The organism is Streptomyces sp. NPDC017991, from assembly GCF_044328075.1.
Classification (GTDB): domain Bacteria; phylum Actinomycetota; class Actinomycetes; order Streptomycetales; family Streptomycetaceae; genus Streptomyces.
In genome coordinates this window covers 119,956-139,980 of sequence record NZ_JBIRGP010000002.1, presented here as the reverse complement: position 1 = coordinate 139,980, position 20,025 = coordinate 119,956, and the positions used below count along the sequence as shown (strand labels likewise).

Here is a 20,025-nt window from a genome sequence, read left to right as displayed (position 1 = left end):
GCCCCGTAACTCCCCCCAAGGAGCTACCAGTTGAAGCGCCTCAGACTCGCCGCGGTCCTGGCCGCGGCGCTCCTCGCCCTGCTGCCGGCAACGGCACAGGCGGCCGAGTACCCGGACCCCCTGCCCCTCACCGGTCAGCAGATCATCCACGACCCGACGGTCATCCGCCTCAAGTCGGGCGAGTACGCGGCCTACTCCACCGGCGGGATCATCGGCGCCCGCCTGTCCAGGGACCGCACCCACTGGGAGGACGCGGGCAACGCCTTCGCCGCACCCCCGTCCTGGTGGTACGAGTACAACGACACCGGCGACCCCTGGGCGCCCGACATCTCCTACCGCGGGGGCCGCTACTGGCTCTACTACGCGGTCTCCTCCTGGGGCACCAACCACTCCGCGATCGGCGTGGCCACCTCCGGGTCCGGCAGACCCGGCACCTGGACGGACCACGGCAAGGTCCTCACCTCCGAGACCACCGACACCTGGAACGCCATCGACCCGGCGATCACCAGGGCCGACGGCAGACTGTGGATGTCGTTCGGCTCGTACTGGACCGGCATCCGCATGGTCGAACTCGACCCGGCCACCGGCAAGGCCGTCCCCGGCACGACGGTCCACCACCTGGCGACCCGCCCCGACGCCCCGTACGCGGTCGAGGGCCCTTACATCGTCGAGCACGGCCGCTTCTTCTACCTCTTCGCCTCGTACGACACGTGCTGCGCGGGCGTGAACAGCACGTACAGGATCCGGGTCGGCAGATCGACCTCGATCACGGGCCCGTACGTGGACAGCACCGGCACCCCCCTCCTCCAGGGCGGCGGCGACCTGCTCCTGGAGGGCCACGGCAGATACGTCGGCACAGGCGGCCAGTCGGTCTTCGAGGACCGCGGCAAGGACTGGCTGGCGTACCACTACTACGACGCCGAGGACGAAGGCACCCCGAAACTGGGGCTCAACCGCCTCAGCTGGCAAGCGGACGGCTGGCCCGTCGTCCGTTAGGGGCGCGGGGCTGTGCCATGTGCGGCTCCGCCGCGTGGGCGCGACCAGCCGCGACGCACCCGCACCCGCCGACGAATCCCGAGCCACCCACCCCGAAAGGCGAACAAGGCACCATGCAGGACAAGGCAACCTTCACCCTGGACCCCGCTTTCACCATCGGCGAGGTCAACCCCCGCCTCTTCGGCTCGTTCGTGGAACACCTGGGCCGCTGCGTCTACACAGGCATATACGAGCCGGAACACCCCACCGCCGACGAGGCGGGCCTGCGCCAGGACGTCCTCGACCTGGTCAGGGAACTCGGCGTCACGACGATCCGCTACCCCGGCGGAAACTTCGTCTCCGGCTACAAGTGGGAGGACTCGGTGGGCCCCGCCGAGGACCGCCCCCGCCGCCTGGACCTGGCCTGGCGCTCGACGGAGACGAACCGCTTCGGCCTCTCCGAGTACATCGCGTTCCTGAAGAAGCTGGGCCCCCAGGCGGAACCCATGATGGCCGTCAACCTCGGCACGCGGGGCGTCGCCGAGGCCCTGGAACTCCAGGAGTACGCCAACCACCCGTCGGGCACGGCCCTGTCCGACCTCCGGGTCGCGCACGGCGACAAGGACCCCTTCGGCATTCGCATGTGGTGCCTGGGCAACGAGATGGACGGCCCCTGGCAGACGGGGCACAAGACGGCCGAGGAGTACGGCCGGCTCGCCGCCGAGACGGCCCGCGCCATGCGCCAGATCGACCCGGGCGTCGAACTCGTCGCCTGCGGCTCCTCCGGCCAGTCCATGGAGACCTTCGCCGAGTGGGAGGCGACGGTCCTCAAGGAGACGTACGACCTGGTCGACCACATCTCGCTGCACGCCTACTACGAGCCCCACGACGGCGACGTCGACTCCTTCCTGGCCTCCGCCGTGGACATGGAGTCCTTCATCGAGAACGTGGTCGCCACCTGCGACCACATCGGCGCGCGGCTGAAGTCGAAGAAGCGGATCAACCTCTCCTTCGACGAGTGGAACGTCTGGTACCTGTCGCGGACCCAGGAGGAGGCCGAGCGCAACCCGCTGGACTGGCCGGAGGCACCGCGCCTGCTGGAGGACAACTACAACGTCACCGACGCGGTCGTCTTCGGCTCCCTGCTCATCGCGCTGCTGCGGCACGCGGACCGGGTGACGGTCGCGTGTCTGGCCCAGCTCGTCAACGTCATCGCGCCGATCATGACCGAGCCGGGCGGCCCGGCCTGGCGCCAGACGACGTTCTTCCCGTTCGCCCAGGCCTCGCGGTACGGGCGCGGCCAGGTCCTCGACGTACGCGTGGACTCGCCGACGTACGAGACGGCGAAGTACGGCGAGGCGGACCTGCTGCACGCCACCGCGGTGCGGGCCGAGGACGGGTCGGTCACCGTCTTCGCCGTCAACCGCAGCCGGACGGACGCGCTGCCGCTGGAGGTGTCGCTCGGTTCGCTCGGCCCGACGACCGTGGTGGAGCACAGCGCCCTGTCCGACGCGGACCCGGACGCCCGCAACACCCTGGACGAGCCGGAACGGGTGGTCCCGCACGGCGTCACGGGCACCACCCTCCAGGACGGCAGCCTCACCGCAACCCTGGAACCCCTCTCCTGGAACGTGATCCGCCTGACCTGACCTGCCCTGACCTGCCCTGACCTACAGAAAGCCGCGACGTCCCGGCCCTCCCCGGCCGGGGCGCCGCCCCTGTCCCGCGCGGTCCGCCACCCCCGCCTGTGCGCCGTCCTCATCGCACGCTCAGGCAATCCTCAGTTCGGGCACCTAGCGTCCCTTCCGTCCCTTCCGTCTCTTCGAGGCGCTTTCCGGAGGGGTGCGATACGACGGGACGGACACGGACACGATGCGCACGCTGGTACTGCTCGCCCTGGCGGGCCTGGGCGCCCAGCTGGTGGACGGCAGCCTCGGCATGGCCTACGGCGTGACCTCGACCACCCTGCTCCTCTCCATGGGGACCAACCCGGCCGCCGCCTCCGCCACGGTCCACCTCGCGGAGATCGGTACGACCCTGATGTCCGGCGCCTCGCACTGGCGCTTCGGCAACGTGGACTGGAAGGTCGTCGTCAGGATCGGAGTGCCCGGAGCCGTCGGGTCCTTCCTCGGCGCGACCGCCCTGTCGGGGCTGTCCACCGGGGTCGCCGAGCCCGTGATGTCCCTGATCCTGCTCGGACTCGGGCTGTACGTCATGTCCCGGTTCACTTTTCGCGGCCTGCCCAGGGGCAATCTCGGCAAGCCGCTGCGCAGACGGTTCCTGTCGCCGCTGGGTCTGGTCGCCGGCTTCCTGGACGCGACCGGCGGGGGCGGCTGGGGCCCGGTCGGCACCCCGGCGCTGCTGGCCGGCGGCCGGCTGGAGCCCCGTAAGGTCATCGGGTCCGTCGACACCAGCGAGTTCCTCGTCGCCGTCGCCGCCAGCCTCGGTTTCCTCTTCTCCCTCGGCTCCCAGGGCCTGAACTGGCGCTGGGTCGCCGCGTTCCTGGTCGGCGGCCTGATCGCGGCGCCCCTCGCGGCCTGGCTGGTGCGCCTGCTGCCCCCGCGCGTCCTGGGCTCGGCGGTCGGCGGAGTCATCGTCGTCACCAACGTCCGTACGCTGCTCAGGAGCGACTGGGTCGCCGCGCCCGGCGCGGTGAGCGTCTGCGTGTACGTGCTCCTGTACGCCCTGTGGGCCGGCGCCCTGACCTACTCGATCCGCGCCCACCGCAAAGAGAGGGCGGGAGAGAGGGACAGCCCCCTGACACCCCTAGGGGCGCCCAAGGACACCCCTAGGGGGCGCGGGGAACTGCGCGCCCAGCCCCCACCGAACCCGCACCCGACACCGCACCGCACACGCCGGTGAACCGCGGCGAATGACCTCCCCCGTGGGCCATTCGCCGCGCACTGTGCACGTTATGAGGCGACGTCCGCCGACGACCACCGTGCACGCTGGCCAGATTCGGCCGGCGGGTGTGCACGCTGTCCACCCGTCACACGCAGGGCGTGCACGAGGTCGTGGACGCCCGAACCGGTGGTCAGCAGATCGCGGTTGAGGAGGCGTTCGGCGGCACGCAGATGGGCGCGGACCGTGTTGCGGCTCAGCCCCACTTGCGCGGCCGTACGCTGGGCGTCGGTGTTGGCGTCGATCCAGGCCTCCACGGTGAGGTACAGATCGCGGTGCCGGTTGTCGCGCAGAGGGTGCAGGAAGGGTTCCGCCCACGCCGTGGCGGGGGAGGAGCGCAGCAGCTCCCCGAGCGGGGGCGCGACCAGCTGGACCGCGTCGGCCTGGGCGGTGTCGGCCGGTTCGGGCTGGAGCGCCGTCAGGGACAGCGCCAGATCGAGCGTGGCACGGGTGCGGACCTCGCCGAGGTCGACGCCCAGCGCCTCCTCCGCCCGGCGGCAGTGGGCCGTGACGGTGGTACGGCTCAGGTGCAGCAGCCGGGCCACACCGGACCGGGAGAACGTCACGGCCAGCCGGACGACGTCCTCGGTGGGCTTGGGTACGGCCTGCAACGGCTCCAGGTGGGCGCGCGCCCAGGCGAGGGCCGCCCGGCGCGGCAGGACGTGCACCAGTGAGGGCCGGCCCCGGTAGGCGGCCAGCCGGCCCGGGGAGTTGCGGGCGACGGCGAGGGCGTGCACGGCCTCGCCGTAGGCCTCACCCGTGGCGGCGAGCGGATGGGGCCTGCTGACGCCCAGCGCGTACCCCTGGTTCTCCGCGACGAGCCGCCGCAGCACCTCGTCCTGCCGGAACCGGCCGCCCAGTTCCGGGTCCTCGGCCACGGGGCAGATCAACTGCTCCTTGAACACCGGGCAGTTCACCATGAGCCCCGGGCCGTGATAGCCCGACGGGTCCAGATAGGTCCGGGTCAGCCGGTCGCGGTCGGCGGGCGGGCAGTGCAGGAGATGGACGCGTACGCGCTCCGCGTTCAGCAGCGGCGGTACGTCGCCCGTGGTCATCCGCCGTGCCATGGTGACGTCCCCGGCCAGCAGCGCGGTCAGTACCGCGAACCGCAGCTGCGCTGCCTTCGCCTCGTACCCCCGGGTGCCGCCGTCGGCGTCCGACGCCCTGCTCAGCAGGTCGACGATGCCGCCGGCCTGCGAGGCCAGCGCGGCGGCCTCCCGCGACAGCGCCGAGGTGCTGACCGTCACCAGCACCGGGCGCGGCTCGCGTCCGCCGAAGGCCTCCAGGCGTACCTCCCGCTCGCCGACCCGTGTGGTGGCCGCGGCCAGCCGTCCGCCGGACAGCCGCTCCACGTGTTCCGTCAGCGCGTCCGCGATCCGCCGGGGGAAGCCGGCCGTGGCCGTCTCGACCGCGCCCTCGCGGCCGATCCACGCGACGTGCGCCCCGGTCCGGCGGCCGAGCCAGTCCAGTACCTCCGCCCGGGTGCTGCCCTGCCGCCGTACGAGCCGCAGCAGTTCGTCGACGTCCTCCCCGTGTCCCGGCACCCCCACAGCTCTCACGCACCTTCCCTGCCCCGCGTCCACGGTCCGACAGGGGGGCACCCTAGTGCGCCCTCCTGTGATGTTCACGCCACCGCTGTGGGCGCCAGTTCCCGGAGTTCGGCCAGGGCCGCCGCGACGGCCGGGCGCTCGTATCCCCCGGCGCGGGTGCAGGTGAGGAGTTTGCGGTGCGGGTCGCCCGTGCAGCGGACGCGGGTGATCGGCAGGTGGGGGGTCAGATGGGCGAGCCGCGGGATGAGCGCGACACCGAGGCCGTGCGCGACGAGGTGGGCCGTCACGTTCCAGTCCCAGGCCTGGTGGACGATGTCGGGGGTGAATCCGGCGGCACCGCACGCGGACAGCACCTGCAGGCGGCAGGGGTTCTCCTCGGACGGCGCGATCCATTCCTCGCGGGCCGCCTCCGCGAGATCCGTCCGCTCGCGTCCCGCCAGCCGGTGCGTGTCGGGTACGACCAGGTCGAACGGGTCGTCCAGCAGCGGCTGCTGGTCGAAGCGCGCATCGCTGATCGGGGGGTTGCGCGAGGTCGCCTCGACGACCGCGAGATCGGCCCCGCCCTCGAAGAGCAGGTTGAAGCTCTCGGGTACGACGGCCTCCTGGATGCGGACGGAGAGGCGGGGGTGGCGTTCGCGCAGCCGGGCCGCCATCGGGGCGATCAGCACCGAGACGGCCATCGGGAAGCCGGTGACCCGCAGCAGTCCGGCCGGATCGTCGTGGTCGGCCCGCAGGTCCAGCTCCGCCTCGTCCCAGCGGGCCTGGATCGCGTCGGCGTGGGTGATCAGGCTGCGCGCGGCGGTGGTCAGCCGTACGCCGCGGCCCTGCGGTTCCAGCAGGTCGACGCCCAGCTCACGGGCGAGCTGGCGGACCTGCTGGGAGGCGGCGGAGGTGGTCAGATGCAGGGCTCTGGCGGCGGCGGTGACGGTGCCGTAGTGCTCGACGGCCCGCAGGACATGAAGCCGGCGCAGGTCAATCATGAAGCCCAGGCTTAAGGGTCACGTCCAGAAAGTCAACCTGGACGTGCACGGTCATCGGGTCACACCCTGGATGTGCCCTGCAGGGGCGCGGGGAACTGCGCGACCAGCCCCCACGCGCCCGCACTCGATCCACCATGTGAGGAGCCCCGGATGACCAGCGCACAGCGTGAGGCCTGCCCGCACTGCGGATGGCCCGACCGCGCCGAGCCGTTCCAGGTCGTGTCCCGGCACGGTACGGCGGCCGGCCACACGGTCTGGACCCGCTGCGGGTGCGGCTCGCTGCAGGTTCGTGTCGTGGACGCGTGCGGTATGCGGGTGCTCAGCCGTAGTGGGCGGGGCTGAGTGTTCTCTGCGGGCCGGTGGGGGCCGTTCGCGCAGTTCCCCGCGCCCCTTGAGGGCGAAAGACAGGGGCGCAAGCCCCGTCTTTCAGGGGCGCGGGGAACTGCGCGGCCCGCCCCCACCGGCCCGCACGGATTCAGCTCGTCTCGACGCCCAGGGTGAGCGAACCTGCGTACCCCGCCGTCGTCGAACCGCCCAGCGCGGTCAAGGTCAGCAGACCGGAAGCCGCGCCTACCTCGTCGTAGATGCCGTCCCGCGCGAGCATCGTGCGGGTCACCGGTGCACCGCGCACGGACGGCCAGGTGGCTCATTCTGCCGAGGAGGAAGCCTGCCGACCTCTCAGGGTGCGGGGGCCGGTCCTGACACTTGCTTCCGTCCGGTCTCCATCGTCTTCGGTGATGAAGCCGGTCAGCGCGGCAGCGACGGCATCGGGCTGTTCATCGGGGATGAAGTGTCCTGCGTCCGGCACGACGATCCCGGTGGGCCGGTCGGCCCACGGCCTGATGGAGGCCGCCATGTCGGGGATGGAGCCGTGGCTGCTGGAGATTCCGAGAACCGGGACCGTCAGGCGCTGTCGTTCCAGCGCTTCGTGGTTCCTCTGCGCCGACTCGGCGGCGTCCCGGTAGTAGGCCAAGGACGCACGGAGACCGCCGTCGGCGGCCACGGACGCGGCGTACTGCTCGATCTCGGCGTCGTCGAAGGTGTCGGGGGAGAGGGTCTTGACCTTCAGGAACCAGCCGACGTACTCCCGTTCGCGGCCGGCGAGCAGTGTCTCGGGCAGATCGGGCACGAGGTGGAAGGCGAAGTGCCAGGTCTTCCACGCCTGCTCGGGGTCGGTCGGGATGGCGGCAGGGAGTGTGATGCCCGGGATGCCGGCGTCGAGCAGTGCCAGGCCACGCAGCTGGTTCTGGTACTTCAAGGCGAGGGAGAAGGCGACCCACGCGCCGATGTCGTGGGCGACCAGCCAGTATGCCCGGACTCCGAGTGCCTTGACCCCGGCGTGGACGTGCGCGGCGACCGTGTGCGTGTCGTAACTGATGTCCGGGCGTTCGGAGTGGCCCTGGCCCGGCAGGTCGATCGCGATGACGTGGAATCGGTCGGCCAGATTCGGCATCACCTTGCGCCATGCCCACCAGGTCTGCGGGAATCCGGCGAGCAGCACGACGGCTGGACCGTCCGGCTGACCGCCCTCGACCGCGTGGAGCCGGACGCCTCCCGCGTCGACCCAGCGGTGGGTGAAACCGGCCAGGTCGGGCAGCGGCAGGTCGTGGACCGGGTTGCCGAAGACGCGAGGGGCACTTGCGGGGTCATTCATGGTTCTCCTCCACCGGTGTGAGGTGTGTCGACGGTCCGCCGAAGGTGTCAGGCGCCGGTCGATTAGGCGCGTCGGCCGAGGGTGAGGGCGAGGCCTGCAGCACGTGTCAAGGGATCGTCGGTGTTCCGCCCACCAAGACGACGGTGTGGACGAACGCGATGGCGCCGGCCGCGATCACGCCTTCACCCTAACCCATCTTGAACTGATTGGTTCAAGATGGGATGATGGTCTCCACCGAGAAGGCGGAGCGGGGGGAGGAGCGGTATGGCAGGCAGGAAGAAGTTCGACATCGCCACGGCGCTCGACGCCGCGATGATCCAGTTCTGGCGGGCCGGTTACGCGGACACGTCGGTGGACGACCTGTCCCGGGCGACCGGACTCAACCGCAGCTCCATCTACTCCTCCCTCGGCGACAAGGACACGCTCTTCCTGCGCTGCCTGGAGCGCTACACCACGCGTTACGGAGGCAAGTACGACACCGCGTTGTCCTGCGCCGCCGACCGGCCCCTGGCAGCCGTGCGGGCGTTCTTCGACATCACCCTGGAACGCATCGCGGACCCAGGTCTGCCCGACGGATGCCTGGTGGCTCAGACCGTCATGGCGACCCCAGCGCTGAGCGCGAGCGTCGCGGCGCGTGCACGGGAGGCGATCGGCTTCCAGTACACCCGGCTGCGCGCCGCGCTGAAGGCCGGCCGACTGCACGACGAAGCGGCCGACTCCTTCGCGACCCACCTCGCGGCCGTGAACCAGTCCCTCGCCGTCATGAGCAGAGCCGGAACGAGCGCGGAACAGCTGCGCGCCATCGTCGACGTGACCCTCGACGCGCTCGCGCAGGCTCTCGGCGCGAGCTGCGTTCCCTCTCCTTCGCCGGCGCGTTCTCCTGGCCGGACGGGCACATCCTCCCGCCAGTAGAAGGACGGGCCACCGCATCCGCGGACGACGACGACGGCGCTGTGCTGATCATGGATGCTGCCGTGGAGACCCACGACGTCGCGGAATCCGGACCATGGCCCACCGCTGCCCCGCGCGTCCGGACCCGCTGCGGGTGCGGCTCGCTGCAGGTTCGTGTCGTGGACGCGTGCGGTATGCGGGTGCTCAGCCGTAGTGGGCGGGGCTGAGTGTTCTCTGCGGGCCGGTGGGGGCCGTTCGCGCAGTTCCCCGCGCCCCTCAAGGGCGAAAGACAGGGGCGCAACCCCGTCTTTCAGGGGCGCGGGGAACTGCGCGGCCGGCCCCCCCACCGGCCCGCACGGATTCAGCTCGTCTCGACGCCCAGGGTGAGCGAACCCGCGTACCCCGCCGTCGTCGAACTGCCCAGCGCGGTCAAGGTCAGCAGACCGGAAGCCGCGCCGCCGTCGTCGTAGATGCCGTCCTGCGCGAGCGTGGTCCGCTGCACGGTGTTCGCCGCGTACACCGGCACCGTCGCGACCCTCGTGGTGACGGCCTCGTCGAAGAACAGCTGACCGGTGTGCAGCTCCTGACCGCCCTCGAACGAGCCGTCGGAGGTCAGCGTGACGTCGGTGTGCACCTTGATGTGGATGTGGACGCACCGCCCCCGGTACCAGCCGGGGTAGACCGTCGTGATCCTCGCGACGCCGTCGGAGCCCGTCAGGACCCCGCCGCGCAGGAACGTGCCGTTGTCGGGTTCGTCGTGCCCGTTCCCGCCGACGAACCCGGAGTACTCCCCGAGCGCGTCGCAGTGCCAGATCTCCACCAGCGCGCTGTCGAGCGGAACGCAGGTGTCGTCGTTGACGACGGTGAGCGTGAGCTTGAGCGGAATACCGGTCTTGTCCTCGTGGATGTCGGCGCGGACGAGTTGTCCGTCGAGGTAGTAGGGGCCTTCGGTCATCTCCTTCGTGAGGGTGCAGACGGCCGCGGCGGCGGCCGGCTGCTGGTCGGCAGCCGTGGTGGGGGCCGTGGTGGGGGCCTCGGGGAGCGTGGCACCGACGGCGAGAGTGGCCGCGGTGGCGCCCGTGGCGATGAGCACGGTTCGACGTCCGATCGATGTGTCTGTCATGAACACGGCACCGTAGAAACGGAATCTGTCGAAGCGCTGTGGGTTGGGCAAAGTGACGAAGCGTCAAGTCTGTTGTGAGACAGCCGGGACGCCGAAAAACTTTCGACGCTTACCGGGGCGCGCGGGGCTGTGTGAACCGTTGACGCGCAAGGGGTTCGATTCTACGTTCCGGGTCATCCCATCCCGTTCGAAGTCATGACCAGTGTCCGTGATGTCGAACAAGCTGTCACCTCGGCAGCTCTCACCTCCCGTCAACTCCCCCCACTCGTAGGAGAATCCGCGTGAGCCCCACCTCCACCAGGACTCCCCGCCGTACGGGCCGCAGGACCGCACTCCTCGCCCTCCCCGCGGCCGTCCTGCTCGCCCTCGTCCCGACCACCGCCTCCGCGTATCCCAACCCGGGCACCGTCACCGGTTCGACCGTCGTCCACGACCCGACGATGATCCGCACCTCGTCCGGGCAGTACCTGCTGTACGCGACCGGCGGCGGCCTCGGCCACCGGACGTCGACCAACCGGATCGCGTTCAGCGCGGGTTCCGACGCCTTCGGCACCAAGCCGGGCTGGTGGTCGTCGTACGCGACCGAGGCGTGGGCGCCCGACATCTCGTACCAGGGCGGCAAGTACCTGATGTACTACGCCGTCTCGACCTTCGGCTCGAACAGGTCGGCCATCGGGCTCGCCGCCTCGACGACCGGGCTGCCGGGCTCCTGGAGCGACTACGGGACGGTCTACACGTCCACCACCTCCAGCGACTACAACGCCATCGACCCGAACCTCTTCGTCGACGGCGACGGCAAGTGGTGGCTTTCCTTCGGCAGTTGGTGGACCGGACTGAAGATGATCCAGATCAACCCGTCGACCGGCAAACAGCTCTCGACGAACACCACGCGCTACTCGATCGCGTCCCGCCCGACCGGCACCAAGGCCGTCGAGGCGCCGTACATCGTCAAGCGCAACGGCTACTACTACCTGTTCGCCTCGTACGACACCTGCTGCGCCGGCACCAGTTCCACGTACAAGGTCAAGGTGGGGCGGGCCACCAGCGTCACCGGGCCGTACTACGACAAGAACGGTGTCTCGCTGATGAACAACGGCGGCACGCCCGTGCTGGAGTCGCACGGGCGGTACATCGGCCCCGGCGGTCAGTCGATCATGGCGGACTCGGACGGCGACCTGATCGTCTACCACTACTACGACGGCCAGGACAACGGCACTCCCAAACTCGGCATCAACCTCCTGAACTGGAGCAGCGGATGGCCCGTCGCCTACTGACCCTGCTGGCCGCGCTGGTGCTCGCCCTGTCGCTCGGGCAGTCCTCGGCGAGCGCGGCCTCCTTCACCAACCCGGTCAAGTCCGTGAAGGGCGCCGACCCCTGGATCTCGTACCACGACGGCAACTACTACCTGGTGACGACGAGTTGGACCGACGTCATCACCATGCGCAAGTCGCCGACCCTGGGCGGGCTCGCGACCGCGCCCAGCGTGCAGGTGTGGAAGGGCGACGCGGCCTCGCGCTGCTGCAACATCTGGGCGCCCGAGCTGTTCTACTCCGGTGGCAAGTGGTACCTGTACTTCGTTGCCGGGCAGAACGTCTCCGACTACGTCCCGACCCAGCGCACGCACGTCCTGGAGAGTTCCGGTTCCGACCCGCTGGGCCCGTACACGTACAAGAACCAGCTCAACAGCGCCTGGATGCTCGATCCGAGCGTGCTGAACGTGAACGGGCAGCTGTATCTGCTGGGCAGCGCGAGCGGCGGGACGCAGAACCTCGTCATCGCGCCGATGTCCAACCCCTACACGCTCAGCGGTTCCTTCTCCACGATCTCCACGCCCACGTACGACTGGGAGAAGTCGGGCGGGACGGTGAACGAGGGGCCCGAAGTGCTCCAGCGGAACGGGACCACGCGGATCATCTACTCCGCGAGCGGGTGCTGGACGCCCGACTACAAGCTCGGGCAGCTGACCCTGACCGGCTCGAACCCGCTCTCCGCGTCCTCCTGGACGAAGAAGTCCACGCCGGTCTTCCAGCGCAACGACGGGGCGGGGGTGTACGGGCCCGGCCACAACGGCTTCTTCACCTCACCCGACGGGAGTGAGAGCTGGATCGTCTACCACGCCAACGACAGCGCGAGTGACGGCTGCGACAACGGGCGGACGACCCGGGCGCAGAAGTTCACGTGGAACTCCGACGGGTCGCCGAACCTCGGTGTGCCGGTCGCGCTCGGGGCGAGCCTGGCGGGGCCGTCGGGGGAGCCGTCGAGCACGTCCACGACGTACACGGTGACCAACCGCAGCAGCGGCAAGTGCCTTGAGGTGGCGGGGGGTTCGACCGCCGACGGGGGCAATGTCCAGCAGTACACCTGCAACGGCGGGAACCACCAGAAGTGGCGGGTGGAGGACCGGGGCGACGATACGAGCCGGCTGGTGAACGTGGGGTCCGGGAAGGTGCTGGACACGGCGGACTGCTCCGCGGCGGACGGGGCGGATCTGCGGCAGTGGGCGTGGCTCGACAACACGTGTCAGCGGTTCCGGTTCCTCGCCACGAGTGGGGGGTTCGTGCGGATCGTGAACCAGGCTTCCGGGAAGGTGGCGGATGTCGCCGACTGCTCCTCGGCCGACGGGGCGGACGTCCGTCAGTGGACTTGGCTGAACAACAACTGCCAGCAGTGGCGCTTCAACACCCCGTAGCCCTCGGGGCCTGGGGGGCGCGCCCCCTAGAGGCTGGCTCACGCCGGTTCGCCGCCTGCGGGCCGGTGGGGGCGGGCCGCGCAGTTCCCCGCGCCCCTAAACCCCCGCCCCCTAGGGGCGCGGGGAACTGCGCGATCTTTGACCGGCACGGGCAGTGGCGCGGAGGCTGCCGCGGTGCGGGGTTTCAGGGGCGCGGGGAACTGCGCAATCTTTGACCGGCACGGGCAGTGGCGCGGAGGCTGCCGCGGTGCGTGGTTCCAGGGGCGCGGGGAACTGCGCGATCTTGTAGCGCACCCCCGCCCGGGGTCAGCCGACCCGGTTGGCTCCGCCGGCCGCAGGCCACTGCGCGCCGTTCGACGCCCCAGGCGTGTTCGGCCAGCCGCCAGGCTGTTGCTGAGGCACCGGCTGAGGCTGCGGCATCGCCTGAGGCTGCGGCGGGAACCCCTGTTGAGGGAACCCCTGCTGGGGAAACCCCTGCGGCTGACCCTGGGCAGCCACGGCGGTCAGCCCCCCGGGCATGCCGGTAGTGCCCCGCGTCTGCGCCGCGGTCAACGGCTGCGGCTGCCCGACCATGCCGTTCGCCGCGGCGACAAGCGGTTGCGGCTGCTGCGGCAACTGCTGAGGCTGCTGGGGAAGTTGCTGGGGTAGCTGCTGAGGCTGCTGCACCATCCCGTTGGCCGCACCCGCGAGTCCCGGATAGCCCTGCCCGTTCGTCGAGCCGACGAGCCGGTCGACCGCCGCTGTGCCCGAGCTGTAGTTGGTCGCTTGGTTCAGTTCGGGCACGGCGGCTCCCCGCCTGGTGGTCCCGTAGAGCACCGACTCCAGCCCGACCACCAGACGGCGTACGTCCTCCTGGGGGCGTACCACGAGCCGTACGAAGCGACTTGACGAGCCGATCTTGTTGCCGCACTCGCGGACCAGGATCCGGTGCTCGGTCAGCAGCCGGTCCCGGACGACGGTGCCCTCGGCGCCCACGGGGAGGCGTACGAAGAGGAAGTTGCCCTGCGAGGGGTAGACCGTGAGGCCGGGCAGCGTGGACAGCGCACGTGCCATGTCGAGCCGGTCGCGGCGCACCATGTGCAGGCTCTCCACGTACTCGGCCCCGTAGTCCTTGAGCATGAAGACCACGGTCTCCGCGAAGGCGTTGAGGTTCCACTTCGGCAGCATCGAGCGGATGCGGCCCGCCAGGCCCGGGTTGGCCACCATGTAGCCGAACCGCACGCCGTGCAGACCGAAGTTCTTGCCGAGGCTGCGCAGCACGATGACGTTGGGGCGCATCACCGCCTCCTCGACGATGCTCGGCTCGTTCTCCGCGTCGGCGAACTCCAGGAACGACTCGTCGATGACGATCAGGTCGAGGTCGGCGAGCGCGTCGCAGAAGGCCAGGATCGTCTGCTTGGGCAGGAAGCCGCCGTCGGGATTGTTCGGGTTGCAGATGACGGCCGCCCGGGTGCCGCGGGCGCGGATGAACTGGATGTACTGCGCCGGGTCGAGCGCGAAGCCGTTGCTCTCCTGGAGCGGGAACATGTCGACGCGCTTGCCGGTCTCCAGCGGCTGGTCGGTCCAGCGGCCGAAGGTGGGGACGGGGATGGCCAGCGACTCCCGGACCAGCAAGTGGTCGATCCAGGTGATCAGTTCGGTGGATCCGTTGCCCATCGCCACGCACTGCGGGGGAAGTTGCAGCAGGTTGCACAGCTCGGCGGTGATGGTGTCCGCGCTGCTCGGGTAGTACGTGATGATCTCGCGCAGCCGGTGGGTCAGTTCGTCCATCATCCGGGGCGAGGGAAAGTACGGATTGCACGGGATACAGAAGTCCAGCGGACCCGCCTCCCCGCTCTCGCGTGCCAGCGCGGCCATCGAGGGGCTGTGCGCGCCGGTGCGGAACAGCGAGGTGACATTGTCGGCCATGGACTCTCCGTCCTTGAGGGGCGGCCCGAGCGGGTACGCGGGCGGCGGCCCGAGCGGGGATACCCGGGCCGCCTCTAAGTACGTGCGCCTGTGTGTCCCTGTTCAACGACTGTGAATCGATGTGGAAGTTGTGAACCACCTGTGAAGAATGGTCACATGTTGAACGAATGGACCGTCGTCGAGCGGTACGTCCCGCCGGGCCTGAGCACGGTCGACGGGAACTCGGGGCGGTTGGGCGAGTCGGGGAAGTGCTGGGTCTCCAGGCACACCGCGTCGCCCTGCCGGTAGGCCCGGCCGCCGGTCCCGACGAGGGTGCCGTCCAGGAAGTTCCCGGTGTAGAGCTGCACTCCGGGCTCGGTCGTGGCGATCCTCAGGGTGCGGCCGGAGACCGGCTCCCGCAGGTGCGCGATGTGCTCGGGCCGCTCCGTCAGGCCCTTGTCCAGGACCATGTTGTGGTCGATGCCCTTCGCGTACAGCAGTTGCGGATCGTCCCGCCGCAGGTCCGCCCCGAGCGTCTTGGGCGTACGGAAGTCGAAGGGTGTGCCCGCCACCTCGGCCAGCTCGCCGGTGGGGACGAGTCCCGCGTCGACCGGGGTGTAGCGGGACGCGGCGACCAGCAGCACATGGTCGTGGACGGATCCGCCGTCCTCGCCGGCCAGGTTCCAGTACACGTGGCTGGTGAGGTTGACGACCGTGGCCCGGTCGGTGGTCGCCTCGTAGTCGACGCGCCAGTCGCCCCGCGCGGTGAGGGTGTAGGTGACCCGCACGGTCAGTGTGCCGGGGTAGCCCATCTCGCCGTCGGGGCTGGTGCGCCGCAGGACCAGGCCCACGTCGGTGCCGGACGCGAACTCCTCCACGTCCCAGATCCGCCGGTCGAAGCCCTCGGGCCCGCCGTGCAGGTTGTGGCCGCCGTCGTTGACGGGCAGCACGTGGTCCTCGCCGTCGAGGCCGAACCGGCCCTTGGCGATGCGGTTGCCGTACCGGCCGATGATCGCGCCGAAGTACGGGCTGGACGTCTCGTACGCCTCGACGGCGTCGAACCCGAGCGAGACGTTGGTGTACCCGCCGCGGCCGTCGGGGAGTTCCAGTGACTGGACGATGCCGCCGTACGACAGGACCCTCAGCCGTGTGCCGCCGTTCTCCAGCGACCAGCGGTGGACCTTCGTTCCGTCGGAGAGTTCGCCGAAGAGTTCCTTCACCAGTTCTTTCACCGGTTCCTGTCTTCCCGAGACGTGAGTGGTTCCTGACGCGCACAAAGCAAAATGAAGCCCCGTGGACCGTACGTCCACGGGGCCCCACCTGCACGTTACGAACCGACCTTGCGCTTGTTCCAGACGTCGAAGCCGACCGCCAGGAGCAGCACCAGGCCCTTGATGACCTGCTGCCAGTCGCTGCCGACGCCGACGAGGTTCATGCCGTTGTTGAGCACACCCAGGACGACACCACCGATGATCGCGCCGAGGACCGTGCCCACGCCGCCGCTCATCGACGCGCCGCCGATGAACGAGGCCGCGATCGCCTCCAGTTCGAAGTTCACCCCGGCCTTGGGCGAGGCCGCGTTGAAGCGGGCCGCGAAGACCAGACCGGCCAGCGCCGCGAGCATGCCCATGTTGAGGAAGACCAGGAAGGTGACCTTCTTGTCCCGCACACCGGACAGCTTCGCCGCGGGCAGGTTGCCGCCGATGGCGTAGATGTGGCGGCCGATGACGGCGTTGCGCATCACATAGCCGAAGCCGACGACGAGGACGCCGAGGATGATCAGCACCACCGGGGCGCCCTTGTAGCTGGCGAGCATCATCGTCACCGTGAGCACCGCGGCGACCAGGGCCACGATCTTCAGCAGGAACAGCTTGAAGGGCGGCACCTCCAGCGCGAACTCCTGCTGCCGCCTGCGGTCACGGAACTCCTGCAGCACGATGAACGCGATCACGGCGAAGCCGAGCAGCAGCGTGAGGTTGTGGTAGTTGGTGTCCGGGCCGACCTCGGGAAGGAAGCCGTTGGAGACCTTCTGCAGACCCTCGGGGAACGGGCCGAGCGTCTGGCCCTCCAGGAAGATCTCCGTCAGACCGCGGAAGGTCAGCATGCCCGCGAGGGTGACGATGAAGGATGGTATGCCCAGATACGCGATGAAGAAGCCTTGCGCGGCTCCCGCGGCGGCGCCGATGAGCAGGCACAGCACCACGGCCAGCGGCCAGGGGAGGTCGTGCTTGACCATCATTACGGCCGCCACCGCGCCCACGAAGGCGGTGAGCGAGCCGACCGACAGGTCGATGTGGCCGGCAATGATGACGAGCATCATGCCGATCGCGAGGATCAGGATGTAGCTGTTCTGCAGCACCAGGTTGGAGACGTTGCGTGGCAGCAGCAGGTCGCCGTCCGTCCACACCGCGAACAGCACCACGATCAGGCCCAGCGCGATCAGCATGCCGTACTGCCGCATGTTGCGGCGCATGCCGTCCACCATCAGCTGCAGCAGGCCGTCGCCGCCGCCTGTCGAGCCGCCCTTGCCGGCGGGTGCCGGCGCGGGGGACTTGGCGGTCACATTCGTGCTCATCGGTCTTACCTCTTGTCCTTCGTCATCTGGCGCATCAGCACTTCCTGCGTGGCCTCGGCCCGCTGGACCTCACCGGTCAGCCGCCCGGCGGACATCGTGTAGATGCGGTCGCACATTCCGAGCAGTTCGGGCAGCTCGGAGGAGATGAAGACGACCGCCTTGCCCTCGGCGGCCAGTTTGTCGATGACCGTGTAGATCTCGAACTTGGCGCCCACGTCGATACCGCGGGTCGGCTCGTCCAGGATCAGCACGTCGGGCCCCGCGAAGATCCACTTGCTGAGGACGACCTTCTGCTGGTTGCCGCCCGACAGCTTGCCCACCGGCTCGAAGACGGTCGGCGCCTTGATGTTCATCGACTTGCGGAAGCCCTCGGAGACCTGCCGCTCGGCGTGCTCGTCGACGACACCGCCCTTGGCGACCTTGCCCAGCGCGCTGAGCGTGATGTTCCGGTTGATGGTGTCGATGAGGTTGAGGCCGTAGTGCTTGCGGTCCTCGGTCACGTACGCGATGCCGTGCTTGACCGCGTCGGACACGGTCTTCGTACGGATCTCCTTGCCGTCCTTGAGGACGGTGCCGCCCGCGTACCGGCCGTAGGTGCGCCCGAAGACGCTCATCGCCAGCTCGGTGCGCCCGGCGCCCATGAGCCCGGCGATACCGACGATCTCCCCGCGGCGCACCTGGATCGACACGTCGTCGACCACCTTGCGCTGCTGGTCGATCGGGTGGTGCACGGTCCAGTTGCGGATCTCCAGGGCCGGTGCCGCGCCCACCTCGGGCTGGTGCGGGGTGCGCTCCGGGAAGCGGTGGTCGAGGTCGCGTCCGACCATGCCGCTGATGATCCGGTCCTCGGTGGTCTCCGCGGCCTTCACGTCGAGGGTCTCGATGGACCGTCCGTCGCGCAGGATCGTCACCGAGTCCGCGACCGCCTCGATCTCGTTGAGCTTGTGCGAGATGATGATCGAGGTGATGCCCTGGTCCTTGAGGCCCAGGATGAGTTCCAGAAGCTTGCCGCTGTCCGCGTCGTTCAGAGCCGCCGTCGGCTCGTCGAGGATCAGCAGCTTCACCTTCTTCGACAGCGCCTTCGCGATCTCGACGAGCTGCTGCTTGCCCACACCGATGTCGGCGACACGGGTGTCGGGGTGCTCGTCGAGACCGACCCGCCGCAGCAGTTCGGTCGCGTGCTTCAGCGTCTCGGTCCAGCTGATGAACCCGCGCGTGGCGTGCTCGTTGCCGAGGAAGATGTTCTCCGCGATGGAGAGGTAGGGCACCAGGGCAAGCTCCTGGTGGATGATCACAATGCCGTGCTGCTCGCTCGCCCTGATGTCCTTGAACGTGCAGGGCTCACCCTCGAAGAGGATGTCGCCCTCGTACGTCCCGTGCGGGTGGACGCCGGAGAGGACCTTCATGAGGGTCGACTTCCCGGCGCCGTTCTCCCCGCAGATGGCGTGGACCTCGCCCGGCCGGACGCTCAGAGAGACGTCCGACAGCGCCTTGACGCCGGGAAAGGTCTTGACGATCGAGCGCATTTCCAGGACGGGTCCCGCCATGGTCGTGCCTTCCAATCCTTAGAAAACGGCGGTTGTTACTTGAGGTCGCTTTCCTTGATGTAGCCCGAGTCGACGACAACCTCCTTGTAGTTGGACTTGTCGACGTTGACCGGGTCCAGCAGGTACGCGGGGACGACCTTCGCGCCGTTGTCGTACGTCTTGGTGTCGTTCGTCTCGGGCTTCTTGTCGTTCAGCACCGCGTCGACCATCTTCGCGGCGACCTCGGCGAGCTTGCGGGTGTCCTTGTAGACGGTCTGCGTCTGCTGGCCCGCGATGATCGACTTCACCGAGGCGACCTCGGCGTCCTGGCCCGTGACGATCGGCAGCGGCTTGCTCTTGGAGCCGTAGTCGTCCGACTTGAGCGCGGACAGGATGCCGATGGAGATGCCGTCGTAGGGCGAGAGCACCGCGTCGACCTTGGCGCTCTTGTACGCCGAGGTGAGCAGGTCGTCCATGCGCTTCTGGGCGGTGCCGCCGTCCCAGCGCAGGGTGGTGACCTGGTTGAGCTTGGTCTGGCCGGACTTGACGACGATCTGCTTCTTGTCGATGTACGGCTGCAGGGCGTTCATCGCGCCCTTGAAGAAGTACTGGGTGTTGTTGTCGTCGTTCGAGCCGGCGAAGAGCTCGACGTTGAACGGGCCCTTCTTGGAGCCGTCCTTGAGACCGAGCTTCTCGACGATGTAGCCGCCCTGGAGCTCGCCGACCTTCTCGTTGTCGAACGACGCGTAGTAGTCGACGTTCGGCGAGTTGAGGATCAGGCGGTCGTAGGAGATGACCGGGATGTCGGCTTCCTTGGCCTGCTGCAGAACGTTGTCGAGCGACTTGTTGTCGATCGCCGCGATGATCAGCGCGGAGACGCCCTGCGTGATCATGTTCTCGATCTGCGAGACCTGGGTGTCCGGGTCGTCCTCGCCGTAGGCCAGCTTGGTCTTGAAGCCGGCCGCCTTCAGGTTCTTCTCGACGTTGGCGCCGTCGGCGATCCAGCGCTCGGAAGACTTGGTCGGCATCGCGATACCGACGGTGGAGCCCTTCGCGTCCTTCTTGTCGCCGTCACCGCTGCCGCCCTCGCTGTCCTGCCCGCAGGCGGAGAGGGTGAGGGCGAGGGAGGCTGCCGCGGCTATGGCGGAGAGGGCTGCCTTGCGATTGCGCATGATCATCTTCCTTGATGCTCTGACGGAGGCTCGGTCTTCAGTTGTGAAGGTGGTGTAGCTCGGAACGACCGAGAGGAGGTGTGTGGGATTGTGTTCGGCCGC

The 20,025-nt window shown here is 69.2% G+C and carries 16 protein-coding genes and 1 pseudogene; 7 read left to right on the top strand and 10 right to left on the bottom strand.

Annotated elements, in window-relative coordinates:
* Nucleotides 1–30: 30 nt before the first annotated feature.
* From ACH4DZ_RS05260 to ACH4DZ_RS05250, 3 genes are all read left to right on the top strand, one after another.
* Nucleotides 31–996, top strand: a complete 966-nt coding sequence (locus ACH4DZ_RS05260; RefSeq protein WP_398285590.1) for an arabinan endo-1,5-alpha-L-arabinosidase — start codon at nt 31–33, stop codon at nt 994–996.
* Nucleotides 997–1,109: 113 nt separating this feature from the next.
* Entirely contained in the window at nt 1,110–2,624 is a 1,515-nt protein-coding gene (locus ACH4DZ_RS05255) for an alpha-N-arabinofuranosidase (protein WP_398285589.1), read from the top strand.
* A gap of 223 nt (nt 2,625–2,847) precedes the next feature.
* Nucleotides 2,848–3,837 carry a sulfite exporter TauE/SafE family protein gene (locus ACH4DZ_RS05250; protein ID WP_398285588.1) on the top strand — a complete coding sequence of 330 codons (990 nt, stop codon included), beginning with the start codon at nt 2,848–2,850 and terminating at the stop codon, nt 3,835–3,837.
* Nucleotides 3,838–3,887: 50 nt separating this feature from the next.
* Here ACH4DZ_RS05250 and ACH4DZ_RS05245 read toward each other — a convergent pair whose 3' ends face one another.
* Nucleotides 3,888–5,435, bottom strand: a complete 1,548-nt coding sequence (locus tag ACH4DZ_RS05245; protein ID WP_398285587.1) for a helix-turn-helix domain-containing protein — start codon at nt 5,433–5,435, stop codon at nt 3,888–3,890.
* Between the two features lie 65 nt (nt 5,436–5,500).
* The gene (locus ACH4DZ_RS05240; protein WP_398285586.1) at nt 5,501–6,406 is read right to left on the bottom strand and encodes a LysR family transcriptional regulator; all 906 of its coding nucleotides are present in this window, start codon (nt 6,404–6,406) and stop codon (nt 5,501–5,503) included.
* Nucleotides 6,407–6,556: 150 nt separating this feature from the next.
* Here ACH4DZ_RS05240 and ACH4DZ_RS05235 point away from each other — a divergent pair, with 150 nt between their 5' ends.
* A complete protein-coding gene (locus tag ACH4DZ_RS05235) occupies nt 6,557–6,748 on the top strand; it encodes a hypothetical protein (RefSeq protein ID WP_398285585.1) in 192 nt (63 codons plus the stop codon).
* A 133-nt stretch (nt 6,749–6,881) separates the two neighbouring features.
* Here the strand turns inward: ACH4DZ_RS05235 and ACH4DZ_RS05230 are convergent.
* A pseudogene (locus ACH4DZ_RS05230) lies at nt 6,882–7,022 on the bottom strand (protocatechuate dioxygenase); the annotation flags it as partial.
* A gap of 30 nt (nt 7,023–7,052) precedes the next feature.
* Nucleotides 7,053–8,060 (bottom strand): alpha/beta fold hydrolase, encoded by a 1,008-nt coding sequence (locus ACH4DZ_RS05225; RefSeq protein ID WP_398285584.1) that lies wholly within the window; start codon nt 8,058–8,060, stop codon nt 7,053–7,055.
* Between the two features lie 264 nt (nt 8,061–8,324).
* On the opposite strand from ACH4DZ_RS05225, the gene ACH4DZ_RS05220 reads away from it, so the two are divergent.
* Complete coding sequence (locus ACH4DZ_RS05220; RefSeq protein WP_398285582.1) at nt 8,325–8,972, top strand: TetR/AcrR family transcriptional regulator; 648 nt, start codon at nt 8,325–8,327, stop codon at nt 8,970–8,972.
* 340 nt (nt 8,973–9,312) lie between these two features.
* Here the strand turns inward: ACH4DZ_RS05220 and ACH4DZ_RS05215 are convergent, their stop codons facing one another.
* Nucleotides 9,313–10,074, bottom strand: a complete 762-nt coding sequence (locus ACH4DZ_RS05215; RefSeq protein WP_398285581.1) for an intradiol ring-cleavage dioxygenase — start codon at nt 10,072–10,074, stop codon at nt 9,313–9,315.
* A gap of 281 nt (nt 10,075–10,355) precedes the next feature.
* Between ACH4DZ_RS05215 and ACH4DZ_RS05210 the strand changes: the two genes are divergently transcribed.
* Together ACH4DZ_RS05210 and ACH4DZ_RS05205 are read left to right on the top strand one after the other, a co-directional pair.
* Nucleotides 10,356–11,348, top strand: a complete 993-nt coding sequence (locus ACH4DZ_RS05210; RefSeq protein WP_398285580.1) for an arabinan endo-1,5-alpha-L-arabinosidase — start codon at nt 10,356–10,358, stop codon at nt 11,346–11,348.
* Complete coding sequence (locus ACH4DZ_RS05205) at nt 11,330–12,763, top strand: family 43 glycosylhydrolase (RefSeq protein WP_398285579.1); 1,434 nt, start codon at nt 11,330–11,332, stop codon at nt 12,761–12,763. Before ACH4DZ_RS05210 ends, ACH4DZ_RS05205 begins: the two co-directional genes overlap by 19 nt.
* Nucleotides 12,764–13,069: 306 nt before the next feature.
* Here ACH4DZ_RS05205 and ACH4DZ_RS05200 read toward each other — a convergent pair whose 3' ends face one another.
* The 5 genes from ACH4DZ_RS05200 to chvE all read right to left on the bottom strand — a co-directional run bounded on the left by ACH4DZ_RS05200 (nt 13,070) and on the right by chvE (nt 19,923).
* Nucleotides 13,070–14,671: a pyridoxal phosphate-dependent aminotransferase gene (locus ACH4DZ_RS05200; protein ID WP_398285578.1), complete on the bottom strand. Its 1,602-nt coding sequence runs from the start codon at nt 14,669–14,671 to the stop codon at nt 13,070–13,072.
* Between the two features lie 152 nt (nt 14,672–14,823).
* Nucleotides 14,824–15,882 (bottom strand): aldose epimerase family protein, encoded by a 1,059-nt coding sequence (locus ACH4DZ_RS05195; protein ID WP_398285577.1) that lies wholly within the window; start codon nt 15,880–15,882, stop codon nt 14,824–14,826.
* 95 nt (nt 15,883–15,977) lie between these two features.
* Entirely contained in the window at nt 15,978–17,225 is a 1,248-nt protein-coding gene (mmsB, locus tag ACH4DZ_RS05190) for a multiple monosaccharide ABC transporter permease (RefSeq protein ID WP_398285576.1), read from the bottom strand.
* Between the two features lie 5 nt (nt 17,226–17,230).
* Nucleotides 17,231–18,772, bottom strand: a complete 1,542-nt coding sequence (mmsA, locus tag ACH4DZ_RS05185; protein WP_398285575.1) for a multiple monosaccharide ABC transporter ATP-binding protein — start codon at nt 18,770–18,772, stop codon at nt 17,231–17,233.
* Between the two features lie 35 nt (nt 18,773–18,807).
* Entirely contained in the window at nt 18,808–19,923 is a 1,116-nt protein-coding gene (gene chvE, locus ACH4DZ_RS05180) for a multiple monosaccharide ABC transporter substrate-binding protein (RefSeq protein ID WP_398285574.1), read from the bottom strand.
* Nucleotides 19,924–20,025 lie beyond the last annotated feature (102 nt).